Origin of the sequence: Sphingomonas sp., assembly GCF_050725575.1 — a bacterium.
Classification (GTDB): domain Bacteria; phylum Pseudomonadota; class Alphaproteobacteria; order Sphingomonadales; family Sphingomonadaceae; genus Sphingomonas.
Genome location: NZ_JBOHHW010000005.1, coordinates 1 through 17237 on the forward strand (window position 1 = coordinate 1; position 17237 = coordinate 17237).

Annotated in this window: 20 protein-coding genes; 9 read left to right on the plus strand and 11 right to left on the minus strand. The window is 64.2% G+C overall.

The genetic code is table 11. The annotated features are described in order from the left end of the window. Window positions 1-308 precede the first annotated feature (308 nt). On the minus strand, window positions 309-500 hold the full coding sequence (locus ACRECS_RS04885; RefSeq protein WP_431581839.1) for an efflux RND transporter permease subunit: 192 nt from the start codon (window positions 498-500) through the stop codon (window positions 309-311). Window positions 501-502: 2 nt separating this feature from the next. Continuing rightward, window positions 503-1639 carry an efflux RND transporter periplasmic adaptor subunit gene (locus tag ACRECS_RS04890; protein WP_431581840.1) on the minus strand — a complete coding sequence of 379 codons (1137 nt, stop codon included), beginning with the start codon at window positions 1637-1639 and terminating at the stop codon, window positions 503-505. A gap of 118 nt (window positions 1640-1757) precedes the next feature. Here ACRECS_RS04890 and ACRECS_RS04895 point away from each other — a divergent pair, with 118 nt between their 5' ends. Then, window positions 1758-2414 (plus strand): TetR/AcrR family transcriptional regulator, encoded by a 657-nt coding sequence (locus tag ACRECS_RS04895; RefSeq protein WP_431581841.1) that lies wholly within the window; start codon window positions 1758-1760, stop codon window positions 2412-2414. A 117-nt stretch (window positions 2415-2531) separates the two neighbouring features. After that, window positions 2532-2984 (plus strand): GNAT family acetyltransferase, encoded by a 453-nt coding sequence (locus ACRECS_RS04900; RefSeq protein WP_431581842.1) that lies wholly within the window; start codon window positions 2532-2534, stop codon window positions 2982-2984. Between the two features lie 47 nt (window positions 2985-3031). On the opposite strand, the gene ACRECS_RS04905 is transcribed toward ACRECS_RS04900, so the two are convergent. Then, a complete protein-coding gene (locus ACRECS_RS04905) occupies window positions 3032-3319 on the minus strand; it encodes a hypothetical protein (protein ID WP_431581843.1) in 288 nt (95 codons plus the stop codon). Window positions 3320-3411: 92 nt separating this feature from the next. Between ACRECS_RS04905 and ACRECS_RS04910 the strand changes: the two genes are divergently transcribed. The 4 genes from ACRECS_RS04910 (at window position 3412) to ACRECS_RS04925 (ending at window position 6057) form a co-directional block, all read left to right on the plus strand. Beyond that, window positions 3412-3765 (plus strand): ArsC family reductase, encoded by a 354-nt coding sequence (locus ACRECS_RS04910; RefSeq protein WP_431581844.1) that lies wholly within the window; start codon window positions 3412-3414, stop codon window positions 3763-3765. Window positions 3766-3847: 82 nt separating this feature from the next. Then, entirely contained in the window at window positions 3848-4285 is a 438-nt protein-coding gene (locus tag ACRECS_RS04915) for a hypothetical protein (RefSeq protein ID WP_431581845.1), read from the plus strand. A 94-nt stretch (window positions 4286-4379) separates the two neighbouring features. Continuing rightward, a complete protein-coding gene (panB, locus tag ACRECS_RS04920; protein WP_431581846.1) occupies window positions 4380-5240 on the plus strand; it encodes a 3-methyl-2-oxobutanoate hydroxymethyltransferase in 861 nt (286 codons plus the stop codon). A 115-nt stretch (window positions 5241-5355) separates the two neighbouring features. Beyond that, window positions 5356-6057, plus strand: a complete 702-nt coding sequence (locus ACRECS_RS04925) for a tetratricopeptide repeat protein (RefSeq protein ID WP_431581847.1) — start codon at window positions 5356-5358, stop codon at window positions 6055-6057. Here ACRECS_RS04925 and ACRECS_RS04930 read toward each other — a convergent pair. Continuing rightward, window positions 5939-6340 (minus strand): DUF6212 domain-containing protein, encoded by a 402-nt coding sequence (locus ACRECS_RS04930; protein WP_431581848.1) that lies wholly within the window; start codon window positions 6338-6340, stop codon window positions 5939-5941. The genes ACRECS_RS04925 and ACRECS_RS04930 overlap by 119 nt on opposite strands. Here ACRECS_RS04930 and ACRECS_RS04935 point away from each other — a divergent pair. From ACRECS_RS04935 to ACRECS_RS04945, 3 genes are all read left to right on the plus strand, one after another. Then, window positions 6288-7376 (plus strand): PQQ-binding-like beta-propeller repeat protein, encoded by a 1089-nt coding sequence (locus tag ACRECS_RS04935; RefSeq protein WP_431581849.1) that lies wholly within the window; start codon window positions 6288-6290, stop codon window positions 7374-7376. The genes ACRECS_RS04930 and ACRECS_RS04935 overlap by 53 nt on opposite strands. 84 nt (window positions 7377-7460) lie before the next feature. Continuing rightward, entirely contained in the window at window positions 7461-8828 is a 1368-nt protein-coding gene (der, locus tag ACRECS_RS04940; RefSeq protein ID WP_431581850.1) for a ribosome biogenesis GTPase Der, read from the plus strand. 187 nt (window positions 8829-9015) lie between these two features. Then, the gene (locus ACRECS_RS04945) at window positions 9016-9441 is read left to right on the plus strand and encodes an Hpt domain-containing protein (RefSeq protein ID WP_431581851.1); all 426 of its coding nucleotides are present in this window, start codon (window positions 9016-9018) and stop codon (window positions 9439-9441) included. Window positions 9442-9495: 54 nt separating this feature from the next. On the opposite strand, the gene bfr is transcribed toward ACRECS_RS04945, so the two are convergent. From bfr to ACRECS_RS04980, 7 genes are all read right to left on the minus strand, one after another. Next, window positions 9496-9978 carry a bacterioferritin gene (bfr, locus tag ACRECS_RS04950; protein WP_431581852.1) on the minus strand — a complete coding sequence of 161 codons (483 nt, stop codon included), beginning with the start codon at window positions 9976-9978 and terminating at the stop codon, window positions 9496-9498. A gap of 99 nt (window positions 9979-10077) precedes the next feature. Next, window positions 10078-10248 (minus strand): (2Fe-2S)-binding protein, encoded by a 171-nt coding sequence (locus ACRECS_RS04955; RefSeq protein ID WP_082006538.1) that lies wholly within the window; start codon window positions 10246-10248, stop codon window positions 10078-10080. Between the two features lie 142 nt (window positions 10249-10390). Then, the gene (locus ACRECS_RS04960; RefSeq protein WP_431581853.1) at window positions 10391-10798 is read right to left on the minus strand and encodes a hypothetical protein; all 408 of its coding nucleotides are present in this window, start codon (window positions 10796-10798) and stop codon (window positions 10391-10393) included. 10 nt (window positions 10799-10808) lie between these two features. Next, a complete protein-coding gene (purL, locus tag ACRECS_RS04965) occupies window positions 10809-13028 on the minus strand; it encodes a phosphoribosylformylglycinamidine synthase subunit PurL (protein ID WP_431581854.1) in 2220 nt (739 codons plus the stop codon). 31 nt (window positions 13029-13059) lie between these two features. Further along, window positions 13060-14508, minus strand: coding sequence for a phospholipase D-like domain-containing protein (locus ACRECS_RS04970; protein ID WP_431581855.1), 1449 nt, complete (start codon window positions 14506-14508; stop codon window positions 13060-13062). Further along, the gene (arsC, locus tag ACRECS_RS04975) at window positions 14505-14843 is read right to left on the minus strand and encodes an arsenate reductase (glutaredoxin) (RefSeq protein WP_431581856.1); all 339 of its coding nucleotides are present in this window, start codon (window positions 14841-14843) and stop codon (window positions 14505-14507) included. Before arsC ends, ACRECS_RS04970 begins: the two co-directional genes overlap by 4 nt. Continuing rightward, window positions 14840-16798: a S9 family peptidase gene (locus tag ACRECS_RS04980; protein WP_431581857.1), complete on the minus strand. Its 1959-nt coding sequence runs from the start codon at window positions 16796-16798 to the stop codon at window positions 14840-14842. Before ACRECS_RS04980 ends, arsC begins: the two co-directional genes overlap by 4 nt. Between the last annotated feature and the right edge of the window lie 439 nt (window positions 16799-17237).

Genomic DNA, 17237 nt, shown 5'->3' on the forward strand with positions numbered 1-17237 from the left:
GATCTGGGCGATGATGACGCAGGAACAGAATTACCGGATGGCGTGACCCGCTTGCCTTCCACCGAGGGTGAGGCGGGATGCGCTTAGGGGCGACAAGCCCCGGCAAGGAGATCGACTGACGATTATGCGGCAAGGACTTCATGTTCCAGGACGAGCAAACCAGTCCCGGCGCTCGAGCAATAAAGCTCTCTGAACCGATGTGGACCTCGTTCTTCGAACTGCATACCGGCCCGTGGCGAAATCAGGCCACAGCAAGAGGCCTGACACACGAGCGATAGAAGCGCCAAGCCGGCACAACCGTTCAAGAATCACCTTGCAATACCGGGGGCATCCACACACGCGCCGGGATAGCCGGTGTCGACCACGATCGTGGCGCTTTCCATGCGCGGATATTCGCGCATCGGCAGCAGGAACAGGGCGGCGCCGCCGACCAGCAGGATCAGCAGGCTGACCACCACCGACAGGATCGGGCGGCGGATGAACAGATCAGTGAAGCGCATGATCAGCGTCCTTTTGCCGGACGGGCCGGAACGATGCGGACTTGTGCACCGGGCTGAACCCGGATCTGGCCTTCGGTGACGACGACGTCACCGGGCTTGAGTCCGCTGGTCACGATCACGCTGTCGCCGAAGCGGCGGCCGGTGGTGACCGAGACCGGCTCGGCCTTGCCTTCGCTGCGCGGCCTGGGGCCGCGAACCACGGTGACGCTGTCGCCCGAGGCGGAGGTCTGGATCGCCGAGACGGGCACGACCAGCGCGCCGCTCTGCGCCGGCAAGTCGAGTGACGCGGTGACATACATGCCGGGGCGCAGCGCGCGATCGGGGTTGGGCATCACCGCCTGGACGGTGACGTTGCGGGTATCCTCGCCGATGCGCGGTTCGATCGCGTTGACTCGCGCGGTAAAGCTGCGGCCGGGCCAGGCGTCGGAACTGACGCGCACCACGCCGCCGACCGGCAGGCGCGACAATTCCTGCTGCGGCACGGTGAAATCGACATAGAGCTGATCGAGGCTGGTCAGCGTCGCGATCACGTCGCCGGGGTTGAGATACTGGCCGAGATTGGCGCGGCGGATGCCGATCTGGCCGGAAAAGGGCGCGCGGACCTGTTTCTGGGTGATCCGGGCATCGATCTGCTGGACCGCGGCGCGCGCCTGATCGAGCTCGGCGCGGCGTTGCTGCAGCAATTCGCGCGGTTCCGCGCCGGTCGGGGCCAGTTCCTGCGAGCGGGCAAGCTGTACTGCGGCGAAATTCGCGCGGGCGACGGCGGCGGCGCGATCGGCGCGCTCCGGCGCGTCATAGAGCTGAACCAGCAGCGCGCCCTGTCCGACATCGGCGCCGGCGGTGACGCGCAGCGCGACGATACGCCCGGAAACCTCGGGCGCGAGCATCACTTCGCGCACCGCGCGGAGCGAGCCGACCGCTTCCAGCGCCGCCGGCACGTCGCCTGGCTGCACGACCATTGCCGCGACCGGCGTGGCGGGGGGTGCCCCTTGCGCGGGCGCCGCCGAACGCGCGGCTTTCCACGCGTAGAGACCACCGAACAGCAAGACGATCACCGCCGCAGCGACGATCAGCGGACGGACCCGCGATCGATCGGAGGTGAGGGGCGAGGGCGAATCCGGGGAGGGCAGTGTCGACATTGCGATCCTGACGTGTTTAAATCGACTGATGGTCAATATTATTGCGAATGATTATTAATTAATGCGTGTTCCGTCAAGATGCTCGCGTCGCGACATCGTCCCGCGCTAGGGAAACGCGATGGCAATCGAGCGATTTGTCCGCAGGGGCCGTGTCGGGCGCACCCGACCCCGGTTCCACCCCCGGCCATCCGGTGCGCCGCCCGGTCCGCGCCGCGCCGATCTGCGCCGCGCGACGCTGCTCGCGGCGGCCGGCACATTGTTCGAAACGCAGGGCGTCGAGGCCACCACGGTCGATGAGATCGCGTTGCTTGCCGGGGTCGCGAAGGGCACTTTCTACCATTATTTCGAAACCAAGGCGGATCTGATCCCGGCGCTGCGCGAGCGTTTTTCCGACGCATTCATGACCCGGGTGAAGCGCGCTGTGGATGCGTGCGATGCGCATGACTGGCATGGCCGGCTGAAGGCGTGGATCGAGGCGGCGGTGATCGCCTATTTCGATATGAGCGCCCTGCATGACGTGGTGTTCCACGGTGCGGAAATGCCGCTGCGCCAGGCGATGGGCGATATTCCGGTGGTGCTGGATCTGGCGACGCTGCTGGCCGGGGGAGATGCGGCCGGCGTCTGGGCGGTCAGCGACGCGCGCGAAGTCGCGGTCATCATGTTCCACGGCCTGCACGGCGCGACCGACGAAGCGATCGTGACGGGGCGCACCGTTGACGAGATCGCCACGCTGTTGTCCGCGCTGTACCTGCGGATGATCGCCGTGCCCAGCTAGCCGGCCATCACGGTCGGACGGCCGCGCGGCCGGTTGCGAATGCGTCAAGAAAAGCTCCCTTCCCGAATCGGGAGCTGCCTCTATAAAACCTCAACAAAGGTTGAGGTAAAGCAGGAAATGACCGAGGAGAGAGAAACCAGTGAAGGCGTGATCGATATTGACGTTGCGCAAGCCGGGGATGGTCCGGCGGTGATCGCGCTATGGGATGCGTGCGGCCTGATCCGTCCGTGGAACGACGCCCGGGCCGATTTCGCGCTCGCGCTCGGCACGCCCAACAGCACGATATTGGTTGCGCGCGATCGGAACGAGATCGTCGCCAGCGTCATGACCGGTTTCGACGGGCATCGCGGCTGGGTCTATTATCTCGCGGTGGCGCCCGACAGGCGTCGCGGCGGTCATGGGCGGGCGATGATGGCGGCGGCCGAGCAATGGCTGCGCGAACGCGGCGTGCCGAAGCTGCAATTGATGGTGCGCGACGACAATGAAGCGGTGCTCGGATTCTATGCGGCTTTGGGTCTGGAGCGGCAGAATGTCGTGACGCTCGGTCGGTTTCTGAAGGATGCCGTGTGACGGCGGTGCGGCATTGAAAATTGCCGGTTTTGCCGGCAAACGGGCGCTCAGACCGCGCGAACGAACAAGGTTACAAGCGTGATCGGCACGAGCCAGAACAGCGGCAGGAAGCGCGCCTTGGCGCGGTCTCTTCGCACATTGGTCGAGTAAAAGAACCAGGCCCCTCCGATCACCGGGAGAGCCAGAAACAGCCCAATGACAAGCCGTTCGTCAGCGCCCATGGCGAAAGCGGGAGTCAGCAGGAAGGCAAACGCGATGATGGCGACGAACGCGGCCGCCAGCACATAGTTGACGGCCAGGAGCGTTCCCCTCGCAATGATCGCAACAGCCTCCATGTCGATAATATGCCCGATAAAATGCGCGCGGGCTACCGGATCGCTGGGAGACGCGGCAGATATTGAAACAGCGACGTTCGAAGGGAGCGGCAATGACCTCAACCATGTACGGCATCAAGAATTGCGACACGATCAAGAAGGCGCGGACCTGGCTCGCCGAGCACGGCGTCGCCTATGACTTTCACGACTATAAATCGGCCGGCATCGATGCCGCGACGTTGCGGCGCTGGGCCGGGATCGTCGGCTGGGAGGTTCTGCTCAACCGTGCCGGCACGACCTTCCGCGCGCTGCCCGACACCGACAAGGCCGATATCGACGAGGCAAAGGCGATCGCGCTGATGCTGGCCGGTCCTTCGATGATCAAGCGTCCGGTGCTCGATACCGGCACCACGATCCTGGTCGGGTTCAAGCCCGATGCCTATGCCGCGGCGGGGCTGGGTTCCTGAGCTGGACAATCAGGCCGGATCGGGCCGATTTGCCTTTCCGTCACGGAAGAGTCATCCTCCGTCCAGCAATGGGGAGGAGTATATGGCAAATCTTCGGGCAACACCGCCAGTCTGGTTCTGGGTGGTTGCGATTGTCGTCACCCTGTGGGGCGTGGTGGGCGTGTTCGCCTTCTACACGGATGCCGCGATGAGCGACTCCGTCAAGGCGCAGCTGAGCGAGTATGACCGCAATCTGCGGGCCAGCCAGCCGACCTGGTTCGTCTGGCTCTATGCGGTGGCGACGATCAGTGGCCTGCTTGGCGGCATTGCGCTCCTCGCCCGCTCGGCTCTTGCGCGGGTCTTCTTCATCTTGTCGCTGGTGAGTGTGATCCTGCAGTTCGGCTGGGTCTTCGCAGCGACCGACCTGATCGCGGTCAAGGGCTTCGTCGTCGCCTGTGCATTTCCGATCTTCATCGCGATCGTTGCGGTGTTCCAGGTCTGGTTTGCCGGCCTTGCGCGGAAGCGGGCTTGGATTGTGTGATTGGGATTGTGTGATTGGGATTGTGTGATTGGGATTGCGTGACGGAGTGATCGCGGCGCTGGTATCGGCGCGTCCGATCCGCTAGTTCGCGGCCATGTCCACGACCTATACGATCGATACATCGACCAGCCGCGCGACTCCAACGCCGGCACCGATGAAAAGGCTGACCGTCCCGGCGATCCTTGATCGCAAGGGCAAGGAGCCGGTGGTGATGCTCACCGCCTATACCGTGCGCATGGCGCAGCTGCTCGACCCGCACTGCGACATATTGCTGGTCGGCGACAGCCTGGGCCAGGTGATCTACGGCTTCCCCTCGACCCTGCAGGTGACGCTCGACATGATGTGCGCGCACGGTGCCGCGGTGGTGCGGGGCAGCTATCATTCGCTGGTGGTGATCGACATGCCGTTCGGCAGCTATGAGGCAAGCCCGGAACAGGCCTTCGCCTCGGCGTCGCGCGTGATGGCGGAAACCGGCGCGGCAGCGGTCAAGATGGAAGGCGGGGAAGCGATGGCACCGACCGTCGCCTTCCTGTCGGCGCGCGGCATTCCGGTCATGGGCCATATCGGCCTGACGCCACAGGCAGTGAATGCGCTGGGCGGCTATGGCGCGCGCGGCCGCAGCAATGCCGAACATGCCAAGATCGTCGCCGATGCGCGCGCGATCGCCGATGCCGGCGCCTTCGCGATCGTCGCGGAAGGGATTATCGAGCCGCTCGCCCGCACCGTCACGGCGGAAGTGTCGTGCCCGGTGATCGGCATCGGCGCCTCGGCCGATTGCGATGGCCAGGTGCTGGTGACCGAAGATATGCTCGGCATGTTCGAACGTACGCCGCGTTTCGTGAAGAAGTTCGACGATCTCGCCGGGCGTATTTCTGCCGCAGTCGAGACTTATGCCGCCGATGTGCGGTCGCGAACCTTTCCCGGGCCGGAACAGACATATCAACCCAAGTCCTGAGCCGTGGATGGACTTGTCCGAAGCTAACGTGCCTAAGGATTGAGTCACTTCCGTTTGCGCGCCGCCGCCGCTAAGGTCCGCGCCTTCCATCCTGACCCCGTATCTGGAGCCTGCCTTGGCCGTCCCGCCGAACCCCGACGAAGCATTCTTGCGTGAGGTCGATGAAGAACTCCGCCGCGACCAGCTCGCCAGTGTCTGGACGCGCTATGGCCGCTGGCTGATCCTGGCCGTGGTTGCCGCCCTCGCGCTGTTCGGCGGGTTCCTTTATTGGCAGCATCACAAGACCGAAGCCGCCGGCAAGCAGGGCGAAGAGCTTCAGGCGCTGGTCGAGGATCCCGCCGCCGCGGCAAAGCCGGCCACGGCCAAGGTCCTGCAGGAGCTCGCCGGATCGAATGTCGATGGCTATCGCGCCACTGCGAAATTCGCCCAGGCCGATGCGCTGCTGCAGAAAAAGGATTTGAAGGGCGCTGCCGCCAAGCTGGCCGAGATCGCCGGCGATACGTCGCTGGACCAGCCGTTCCGCGATCTCGCGCTGGTGCGCCAGACATCGATCGAATTCGACGATCTGAAACCCGATATTATCGTCAATCGCCTGCGGCCGCTCGCGGTCAAGGGCAATCCCTGGTTCGGAAGCGCGGGCGAACTGGTCGCGGGCGCCTATCTGCGGATGAACCGTAAAGACCTGGCGGGCACATTGTTCAGCCAGATCGGCCGCGAAGAAACCGTTCCCGCCACCTTGCGTCAACGCGCGGTTCAGATGGCGGGCGTATTGGGTGTGGACGCGGTCGAAACACCTGAGGAAAAGAAAGCACCATGATGACAGGGAAGAGGGTGCCGCTCGCGATCGCGGCTCTCCTGGCGCTCAGCGCCTGCGGCGTGTTCAAGGGCGGCCAGAAAAAGACTCCGGTGCTGGGGGATCGCGTGCCGATCCTGCTCTCCGAAAGCGCCAGCGAGCCGGACAAGACCATTGCCGCGGTGGAGGTGCTGCTGCCGCCGGCCGAGACCAATGAGAGCTGGAGCCAGCCGGGCGGCAACGCCTCCAAATCGATGGGCCAGCTCGCGCTGGGCGCTTCGCTCTCGCGGGCCTGGACGGCCACCATCAATGGTGGATCGAACCGCCAGCGGCTCGCGGCGCCTCCCGTCGTCGCCGGTGGCCGGCTCTATGCCATCGATGTCGATGCGACTGTCCACGCCTTTGCCGCCGATACCGGCGCGAAAATCTGGTCGACCAGCATCGTGAAGGGCACCGAGAACAAGGGCGCGCGCTTTGGCGGCGGCGTCAGCTTCGAGGATGGCCGGGTCTATGCGACCGATGGTCTTGGTGATGTGGTGGCGCTCGATGCCAGCAACGGCTCCGAGGTCTGGCGTGCGAAACCGGGCGGCCCGCTGCGCGGTTCGCCGACCATTTCCAACGGCAACCTCTATGTGCTGAGCCAGGACAATCAGCTGTTTGCTGTATCGCTCGCCGACGGCACGGTTGGCTGGACTCAGTCGGGCTCGCTCGAATCGCAGGGTGTGTTCGGCGTCGCCGCGCCGGCGGCGGCACAGGGCTCGATCGTCGCCGGCTTCTCGTCGGGCGAACTCAATGCCTATCGTTACGAAAATGGCCGCCCGCTCTGGCAGGATGCCTTGTCGCGCTCGGCGATCTCGACCTCGGTGTCGTCGCTGGCGGATATCGATGCGGCGCCAGTGATCGATCAGGGCCGCGTCTATGCCGTCGGGCAGGGCGGTCGTACCGTCGCAATCGACCTCGCCACCGGCCAGCGCGTCTGGGCGCAGAATTTCGCCGGTATTTCGACACCCTGGATCGCGGGTGAATGGCTGTTCCTGATCACTGACGATGCGCGGCTGGTCTGCCTGACGCGGTCGACCGGTCTGGTGCGGTGGATCAGCCAGCTCGACGGATACAAGAACGTCAAGAAGCGCAAGAATCCGATCACCTGGTTCGGCCCGGTTCTGGCCGGCAACCGGCTGATCCTGACCAATTCGGAAGGCGAGATCGTTTCCGCATCGGTCAGCAACGGCGAAATCAGTTCGACGATGAAGGGCGGCGCCGCGATCAGCCTGCCGCCGGTCGTCGCCAACAACACGCTGTATGTGCTCGATATGAAGGGCCGGATTTCGGCTTATCGGTGATGCTTTCGGGGTCTCGTCCGGTGACGGGACCCCGATAATGCACATTGGGGTGACCTTTGCCGCGGAGCGGCGTAAGGCACGCTCATGTCCAAACTCCCTACGGTCGCGATCATTGGCCGACCCAATGTCGGCAAATCGACTCTGTTCAACCGCCTCGTCGGCAAGAAGCTCGCGCTGGTCGACGACCGGCCCGGCGTGACGCGCGACCGGCGCGAAGGCGATGCGACGCTGGTCGGCGTCGATTTCCGCATCATCGACACCGCCGGTTACGAGGACCAGGACGCCGCCTCGCTCCCTGGCCGGATGCGTGCGCAGACCGAGGCAGCGGTGGCGCAGGCCGATGTCGCGCTGTTCATGATCGATTCGCGTGCCGGCCTGGTCCCGCTCGACGAGGAAATCGCGCGCTGGCTGCGCGGATCGCGCACGCCCGTCGTGCTCGTCGCCAACAAGGCCGAGGGCAAGGCGGGGGAATCCGGTATTCTCGAATCGCTGTCGCTCGGCTTTGGCGATCCGGTCCAGTTGTCCGCCGAACATGGCGAGGGCATGGGCGACCTGTTCGATGCGCTGCTCCCCTATATCGACCGTGAAGATGTCGAGGAGGAGGAAGAGGAGGATCCCGAGAACCCCGACGCGCCGCTCAAGCTGGCGATCGTCGGCCGGCCCAATGCCGGCAAATCGACGCTGATCAACCGCATGCTCGGCCAGGAACGGCTGATCACCGGTCCCGAGGCCGGCATCACGCGGGATTCGATCGCGATCGAATGGTTGTGGAACGATCCCGACCGCGGTGAGCGCGCGGTCAGGCTGATCGACACCGCCGGCATGCGCAAGCGCGCCAATGTGCAGGACAAGCTGGAAAAACTCTCGGTCGCCGACGCGCTCCACGCAATCGATTTTGCCGAAGTCGTCGTGCTGCTGCTCGACGCGACGCGCGGGCTTGAAGCGCAGGACCTGCGCATCGCCGACAACGCCTTGCAGGAAGGGCGTGCGCTGGTCGTGGCGCTCAACAAATGGGACGTGGCGGAAAACGCCTCCAGCCTGTTCAACGGCGTCAAGGCAGCACTCGAAGAAGGGCTGAGCCAGGTCAAGGGCGTGCCGGTACTGACCGTGTCGGCGGCGACCGGCAAGGGCATCGACATGCTGCTCAAGGTCGCCTTCGAAACGCGCGAGGCCTGGTCGAAGCGCATCGGCACCGGCGAGCTCAATCGCTGGTTCGAAAAAGCGATCGAGGCCAATCCGCCGCCGGCCCCCGGCGGCAAGCGCATCAAGCTGCGCTATCTGACTCAGGCCAAGACTCGCCCGCCGGGCTTCGTGCTGTTCGGCACGCGGGTCGATCAATTGCCGACCAGCTATCAACGCTATCTGATCAACGGCATCCGCCGCGACCTCGGCTTTGGTGCGGTGCCGGTACGCCTGACGCTTCGGGCGCCGAAGAATCCGTTCGACCGGTGAGTGGCATGTCGATCCGGCAAGGTTGAAATTGCCCGACCTATAATGTGGCCGGGCGATTTACCGCTCCGGACAAGCGGTTGAATAATCAAATTGGGACCGACCCGGCCCTTCCGTCAATCCATCCTTTACTGACGCTGGATAGAAACAAGGCGAACCTCCAGGGCAGATCATGGCCGGGGGGAGGGAGATGCTAGTGTCATTTGAGGGCAGCACGCTGGTCGATTGGGCGACCTTCTCGCGTTCGCGCAGCGAACTCGGGGCGGGCTTTGTGCGCATCCTCGGCTATTTCCGCGAAGACGGCGTGAAGTCGGTCGCGGCGATCGAGACCGCGATGCGCGCGCAAAATGCCGCCGCGATGGTCATTCCGGCGCATACGTTGAAGGGGGAGGCGCGCCAGTTCGGCGCCGAGCCGCTGGGCGAGCTGGCCGAGGAAATCGAAACCATCGCTCGCGATTGTGTCGAGAGCCATGACACGCCCGAACAGGCGCTGCGTTATGTCGTCAAGCTGCGGCCGCTGTTCGAAGAAACGCTCAACCTGCTCGAGCGTGAAGCCAATCCGCTGGTCGAGCGTCGCCCGGCCGCCTTTGGCAAGCGCCCGCTGTTCGAGAATTAAGCGGTTCGAAAATAAGCGGGGCCGAGCGCGCGACGGATCGCGCGCCCCGGTCCCTTATTCGCCTTCTTCGGCCTTTGCGTTGAGCTGGATGTAATTCTCCAGGCCCATGCGCTCGATCATCTCGAACTGGCGCTCCAGCGTGTCGACATGCTCTTCCTCGCTGTCGAGGATGCGGCGGAACAGGTCGCGGCTGACATAGTCGCGCACACTCTCGCTATGCTCGATCGCGTCGCGCAGCAGCGGCAGTGCTTCCATCTCAAGCGCGAGATCCGCTTTCAGCACTTCCTCGACGGATTCGCCGATGCGCAGCCGCCCGAGCAGCTGGAAATTGGGCAAGCCGTCCAGGAACAGGATGCGCTCCGACAACCAGTCGGCATGCTTCATCTCGTCGATCGATTCGTGGCGCTCGAACTCGGCGAGCTTCTTCACGCCCCAATGATCGAGCAGCCGGTAATGCAGCCAATACTGGTTGATCGCGGTCAGCTCGTTCTTGAGCGCCTCGTTCAGATAATCGATGACTTTCGCGTCGCCCTTCATGGCATAATTCTCCGTTCGTTACGCGTATGATAGCGCAACGAGCCGGAAGCGAACAGTCAAAAAATGGCGGTTTTCTGCGGTTTTCTGAGGCTGAGAACGCTACGCAGCAGCACGTTCCGAATCGATAATGGCTCGCGCAAACGGGACGCACTGGCCGCATTTCGGCTGGCGACCGAGCGCACGATAAGCCTGACAGGCGCTCGTCGCGCCCTGCCGTGCCGCTTCGCGCACGTCACGTTCCCGAATTGCATTACAGACGCAGACGACCATGGGTAACTCCACCGCTTGGCCTGCTATCTAGGGCTAATGCGAACCACTCGCAAGCTATTTTGCGGATGACTCGCAAGAGCTGATCGGCGAATTGGCGCTGCCATATGAGGTGAGTGAGCCCAGCGGCGCACGAATTTTCGACTCAGCGGAGCTCCTTGCGAATCACCAGTTTCAGCCCCGACCAGGTCGAATCGACTGCGCAGACCTTGATGTCGACCAGCCCGGTCGGCAGCGCGACCGCACGCACGACATCCTCGGTGATGTCGGTATCGGTCTTCGCGGCCTTTTTCGGCCAGGACACCCACAGGAACCCGGCCGGCGCGAGCAGGCCGCGCAGCAGCGTCACCTCGCGTGCCAGGTCTTCACGCCGCGTGACGAAAATATGCACGGCTTCCAGACCCGCAGATGGGGCCAGTTGCTCGTCCACGCCGATCGCGTCCGGATCGATCTCCGCGCGGACGCTGTCGGGCATATCGCGGAACCAGCAGCGCTGCCCGGCCTTCAGCCCGAGCTTGCTGGCCAGCGGCGTGCCAGAATAGCCGGTCGCCACCCGCTTCGCCTTACCCGACCAGATCAGGGCCCATCAGGGCCGGGAAAAAGCCTTCATGTGCGCCGCGCAGCTGCGCCAGCGTCACGACATGATCGTCGTCGGTCAGCTCGAAGATCAGCCGGTCAGTAATGGTGCGGCCGATCCGCTCCATCTCGACCCCTGCGGCATGCGCGGCGGACAGCGTGTCGAGCAGCGCATGATCGGCGACGGTCGCGATATAGAGGCCCTGATCCTCGCCGAACAGCGAACAGGCGACGCCGCAGGGCAGCGGCGCATGAAGCATCGCGCCGATATTGCCGGCCAGCGCCATCTCCGCGATCGCCACGGCGACGCCGCCGTCGGACACGTCATGGACCGCAGTCAGCGCACCGGCAGCGATCGCGCGGCGCACGAACTCGCCATTGCGGCGCTCGGCATCGAGATCGACTGGCGGTGGCGGGCCTTCCTCGCGGCCATGGACTTCGCGCAGCCAGAGCGACTGGCCGAGATGCCCGCTGCGCGTGCCGATCAGCACGATCACGTCGCCAGTGCCCTTGAACGCGATGGTCGCCGATTTCGACCAGTCGGCAAGCAGGCCGACACCACCGATCGCCGGCGTGGGCAGGATCGCCGAGCCGGTGCCGTCATCATTCTTGGTTTCGTTGTAGAGCGAGACGTTGCCGCTCACGATCGGGAAGTCGAGCGCCTTGCACGCCTCTGCCATGCCCTCGATGCAGCCGACGAACTGGCCCATGATCTCGGGCCGCTGCGGGTTGCCGAAATTCATGCAATCCGTGGTGGCGAGCGGCTTGGCACCGACCGCGCTCAGATTGCGATACGCCTCGGCGATTGCCTGCTTGCCGCCTTCATAGGGATCGGCATAGCAATAGCGCGGGGTGCAATCAGTGGTGATCGCCAGGCCCTTGCTGGTGCCGTGGACGCGGACGACCGCGGCGTCACCGCCGGGGCGTTGCACCGTGTCGCCACCGACCATGTGGTCATATTGTTCCCAGATCCAGCGCCGGCTGGCGATGTCGGGCGAGGCCATCAGTTTGAGCAGGTCGGCCGCGATATCGGTCGTCACGGGCACATCGTAGAGCGGTGCGGGCGGCGGCGTCTTGACCCAGGGACGGTCATAAGCGGGCGCTTCGTCGGCCAGCGGGCCGAGCGGGATGTCGCACACCGTCTCGCCCTTGAAGGTCAGCACCATGCGGCCGGTATCGGTGACATGGCCGATCACCGCGAAGTCGAGCTCCCATTTGCGGAAGATGCTTTCCGCGAAATCCTCGCGGCCGGGCTTGAGCACCATCAGCATGCGCTCCTGGCTCTCGCTCAGCATCATCTCATAGGGCGTCATGCCGGTTTCGCGGCACGGCACATGGTCCATATTGAGTTCGATGCCGACGCCGCCCTTCGACGCCATCTCGACGCTGGACGAGGTCAGCCCGGCCGCGCCCATATCCTGGATCGCAACGATCGCGTCGGAGGCCATCAGTTCAAGGCAGGCCTCGATCAGCAGCTTTTCGGTAAAGGGGTCGCCAACCTGCACGGTCGGGCGCTTCTCCTCCGAATCCTCGGAGAAATCGGCCGAGGCCATGGTTGCGCCATGAATACCGTCACGGCCGGTCTTCGACCCGACATAGACGATCGAATTACCCACGCCCGACGCCGCGGAATAGAAGATCTTGTTGGTCTCGGCGACGCCGACGGTCATCGCATTGACCAGAATATTGCCGTCATAAGCGCGGTGGAAATTGACCTCGCCGCCGACCGTCGGCACGCCGACGCAATTGCCGTAACCGCCAATGCCGTGAACCACGCCGGCGATCAGGTGGCGCATCTTGGGATGATCGGGCCGGCCGAAACGCAGCGCGTTGAGATTCGCCACCGGCCGTGCGCCCATGGTGAACACGTCGCGCAGGATGCCGCCGACTCCGGTCGCCGCACCCTGATAGGGTTCGATATAGGACGGGTGGTTATGGCTCTCCATCTTGAAGATCGCCGCCTGGCCGTCGCCGATATCGATCACGCCCGCATTCTCGCCGGGTCCGCAAATCACTTGCGGGCCAGTCGTCGGCAGCTTTTTCAAATGGATACGGCTGGATTTATAGGAGCAATGCTCCGACCACATGACCGAAAAAATGCCCAGCTCAGTGATGTTCGGCTCGCGCCCCATGGCGTGCAGGACACGCTCATATTCTTCGGGCGACAGGCCGTGCTCGGCAACGATTTGCGGTGTGATCTCGCTCATGCGGCGGCTCTAGCGGGCGTTGGGAGATTCGTCACCCCTTGCGGCGCTTCCAGAAACGCAGGCGGCGAAACAGGCCGCGTTTGGCGAAGCCTTCGAACATCTCGTCCGGCCCTTCGGGATCGAGCACTTCATTGTCGGCCAGCCATGCCTCGACCTCGCTGAGATTGGGCACGTCATAGGGAATCAGCGTCTTGCCCGATCCGCGCAGCCGTTCGATCGTCTCGATCAGCGAGCCGCTCTGGTCGATGGTGGCCGCGACCGTATCGATCTCGATACCGAGATGCTCGGCGATCAGCCCGTCGCGGATCGCACGGATACAGGCCGGATCCGCGCCATGATCGGCATCGATCGTCACATCGCACTCGGTGTCGAGCCGCATCGAGCGATTGTTGAAATTGGACGATCCGACCCGCAGCACACGGTCGTCGATCACCAGGATCTTGGCATGGACATAGATTGGTGCGCCGCCGGCAGTGTGCGGGTGGTACAGGCGCAGCCGGTCGTGCGTGTCGTGATGCTTCAGCGCCTCGAACAATCGTGCCCGGGCGGTGTCCATCGCCATCGGCTCAAGCCAGCCCTCCGCCGTGACCGGATTGATGATCACCACCTCGGGCCCGTCCGCTTCGTCGAGCCGTTTGGCGATCGCCTCGGCAATGCGGCGTGAGGCGAAATACTGGCTCTCGGCATAGATGTGCCGCTCGGCCCGCGCGATCAGGTCGAGATACAGCGCTTCGATCTCATGCGCCGGTTCAACGTCGGGCATTTCGGGCTGCGAGCGCGAGATGGCGACGCGGATGTCCGTGAAATCGGCGTCGAGATCGTCCGGCCAGCAATTGGCCGAGACGGCCGGCGCGGCGATCGGATTGCCGCCCGCCAGCGCCCAGCGGTCGCGACACAGCTCGCCCAGCGCCCCGGCGACCGGGCCCTGCAGCGCGGTGGTTGCGTCGTGCCACGGCTTGTAGGGCTTGCCATTGAGCAGCCTGCCCGGCTGCTCGTCGAGGTGCTCGCGCGTGTCCCAGCGTTCCGAGGTCATGTCGATCCCGCCGCAAAAGGCGAGGCAGTCGTCGATCACCACGATCTTCTGATGATGCGAGGCCGCGACCGGGTGGAAGCTGTCGAGCTTGGTGTGGATGCGCGGGTGGCGCATCCATTTGATCACGGTGAAGATGGTGGTGCCGCGCAGCAGCGTCTTCATCGCGCCGACATCCCAGCGCAGCAGATAGACGTTGAGATCGGCATTGCGATCGACCAGCCAGTAAATGAAGTCGCCGACATTGTGCGGCCCGCCATCCTCGACATGCTCGCCGGGGACCAGATCGATCCGCGCGTCGAAATCCCAGCCGATCAGCAAAATCTGCTGCTGCGCCTTGAGCATCGCCGAGCGCGCGGCGCGGAAATAGCAGTCGGCGTCGATCAGCACCGTCGCTTTGTCGACCTGTTCGATCCGCCAGCAATTGCGGCCGGGTTCGAGCCCGCTCAAAGGATCTCGCGGATCCGCTCGGGCGGACGACCGAGCCGGACGCCTTTCTCGGTTTCGACCAGCGCGCGTTCGATCAGGATCGGGTCGGCGACCATCGCGTCGAGGATCGCATCGTCGTTTGCTCCGGCCAGCGTCTTTGTGCCGTCCTCGGCTTTGCGCAGCCCTTCGCGCGGCGTCATGCCTGCGCGCGCATAGAGCGAAGCGAGCTTCTCTCGGGTCGGCGGCGTCTTGAGATATTCGACTATCTCAACCTCGATGCCAGGCGTCCCGTTGAGGATCGCCAGCGCCTCGCGCGACTTGGAACAGCGCGGGTTATGCCAGATCGTCGCCTTCACTTTGCCGTTGCTCCTGCCGGTTTCAGATATGTGTCGAACCACGCGACGGTACGCTTGAGCGAATCAAGCTGGTTCTCGCGCTTCTGGAAGCCATGCCCTTCGGCCGGGTAGAAGATCGTCTCGACCACATTGCCCTTGGCTTTCAGGATATCATTGACCTCCTGCGCCTGGCCGCGCGGCACGCGGATGTCATTCTCGCCCTGGATCGTGAGCAACGGCGCTTTGGCGGCGCGAATATAGGTCAGCGGCGAGGCGGCGTCATAGACTTTGGGGTCGGATTCAGGCGTGCCGAGCAGGCCGCGCTGATACGCCTTCAGCCGCTCATCCTGATCGCGATACATGGTGCGCCAGTTGATGATGCCGAACCATTGCACCGCGGCGGCGAATTCGTCGGGTGCGCGGCCGATCGCCATCAGCGTCATGAACCCGCCATAGCTGCCGCCAAAGATGCCGACGCGTTTCGCATCGACATAGCCGGTCTGGACCAGGAAGCTCTTGGCCGCGACGGTGTCCTTCAGGTCGCCGCCGCCGAGATCCTTGAAATTGGCCTCCTGGAATGCCTTGCCATAGCCGGTCGAGCCGCGGAAATTGGGCTGGATCACGACATAGCCGCGGCTGGCGAAGGCGGTGGCGTAGCGGCTGTAACCGTCTTGCGATTGCCCGGTCGGTCCGCCATGCGGCAGCACGATCGCCGGATTACCGCCGTCGCGCTTCAGGTTGGCGGGCATGGTCACGATCGCGCTGACCAATGTGCCGTCGAAGCTCTTGTACGTGACCACCTGCGACTTAGGCAGCACGGCCGGCATCAGGCTGGCGATGGCGAGCTGCGTCGCCGGGCGCGACTGGCCCGTGGCGAGATCATAGAGATAGAGATTGGCCGGCGAATCCGCGCCCGAATGGCTGAACAGCAAGGTCTTGCCGTCGGGCGAACGCGGATCCGCCCCGGCGAGATAATTAACCCCGGGCGCGATCGGCAATGCCGTCTCGGCGCCGGTCGCGAGATCGAACCGGTAAAGCGTGCTGCGGGTATCGGCATTGGTGGCGAAGATCAGCGACGTGCCGTCGCGCGTGAAGGCGCTCGCCTCCTGCTCCCATGGTGTGGGTTTCAGCCAGCGCCAGCTTTTGGCGCCGGTGTCGTACAGGCCGGCGTGAAGCTGGCCGGTGCCCTCATCGGTGCTGACCGCAATCCATTTGCCGTCGGCGGTCACGTCACTGGCCTGATAGACGGTGTCGGCCTTGCCGAGCAATTTGGTTGCGGCGCCGCTGGCGATGTTGATCCGCCACACTTCGGCAACGCGCGAATCGACCCGGTTGCGCCCGGCGATGAGCGCCGCACCACCCTCGATCCACGCCACCGGCGACCAGCCGAACTGCGCGTCGGCTTCCTGCGTCAGCACACGGACCTTGCCGTCGGCGTCCATCACCGCGACGTTCGACTGGCCTTGCGACTTGAGCTTGACCGACAGCGCGATCAGCCCGTCCTTCGGGCCGACCAGCATGTCGCTCTCCTGACGGTCGGGGGTGTTGGTCAGATTCTCGACCGCACCGCCATTGACCGGCACGCGGTAGATGTCGGTATATTCATTGCCGCCGACATCCTGCTTGAAATAGACATATTTTCCGTCGGCCGAGGTGACCAGCCCGGTCTGTGAATCATCCGACTGCGTGATCTGTACCGGCCAGCTGCCCGCCGTATCGGTGCGCCAGATATTGGTGCGGCCGGTCAGGTTGGTCGCGACAAATATATGCTTGCCGTCGGCGCTCCAGGCTGTGCTGCCGAGTGTGCGCGAGGTGCCGATATCCTCAACCGGTACGGCGCGGGCATTGGGATTGACCGGTGACGTGACGCTTTTCGGATCGGTGACCGGCCGGTCGGGCGTCTTGACCTGTGCGGCCAGCGGGTTCGCGGTGATGGCAAGGACGCTGATGGCGGTGGCGGCAAGCAGATGACGCACGCTGATTCTCCCCTGTGTTGCCGTCATCTGGCAGAGTGGCGGGGCAGGGGAAAGGGGCGCGCCGCCGATCCGCGGCATTGATTCGGCGGGCGTTCGGTTGGCGCCGCAGCGTGCCCGGTGCGGGCGTTGCGGTGATCGCAAATTCCCGTGGCAACGGGAATTTCTACGGGAAATGCTTTTTTGAGCGCGTAACGGGAATTTACGGGAATTCGTACGGGATTTTTGTTCCGGACGGGAATTTTTGCGGCTGTGCTGCGGGACGATCGGGAAAAGCCTTAGGTGGGATCATGACACGCTCTTTCCGGTTTTCGGCCGGTTGATGTTCGGGCCTGCACAATTGAATTCGGCCGGTCGAGGAGGCTTCCGCTCATGACATGAAAGCCTGGGCTCCGAGAGTGGCATGGCACCAGCCGGGCGTGATGTGAATCGATCTGCTCAA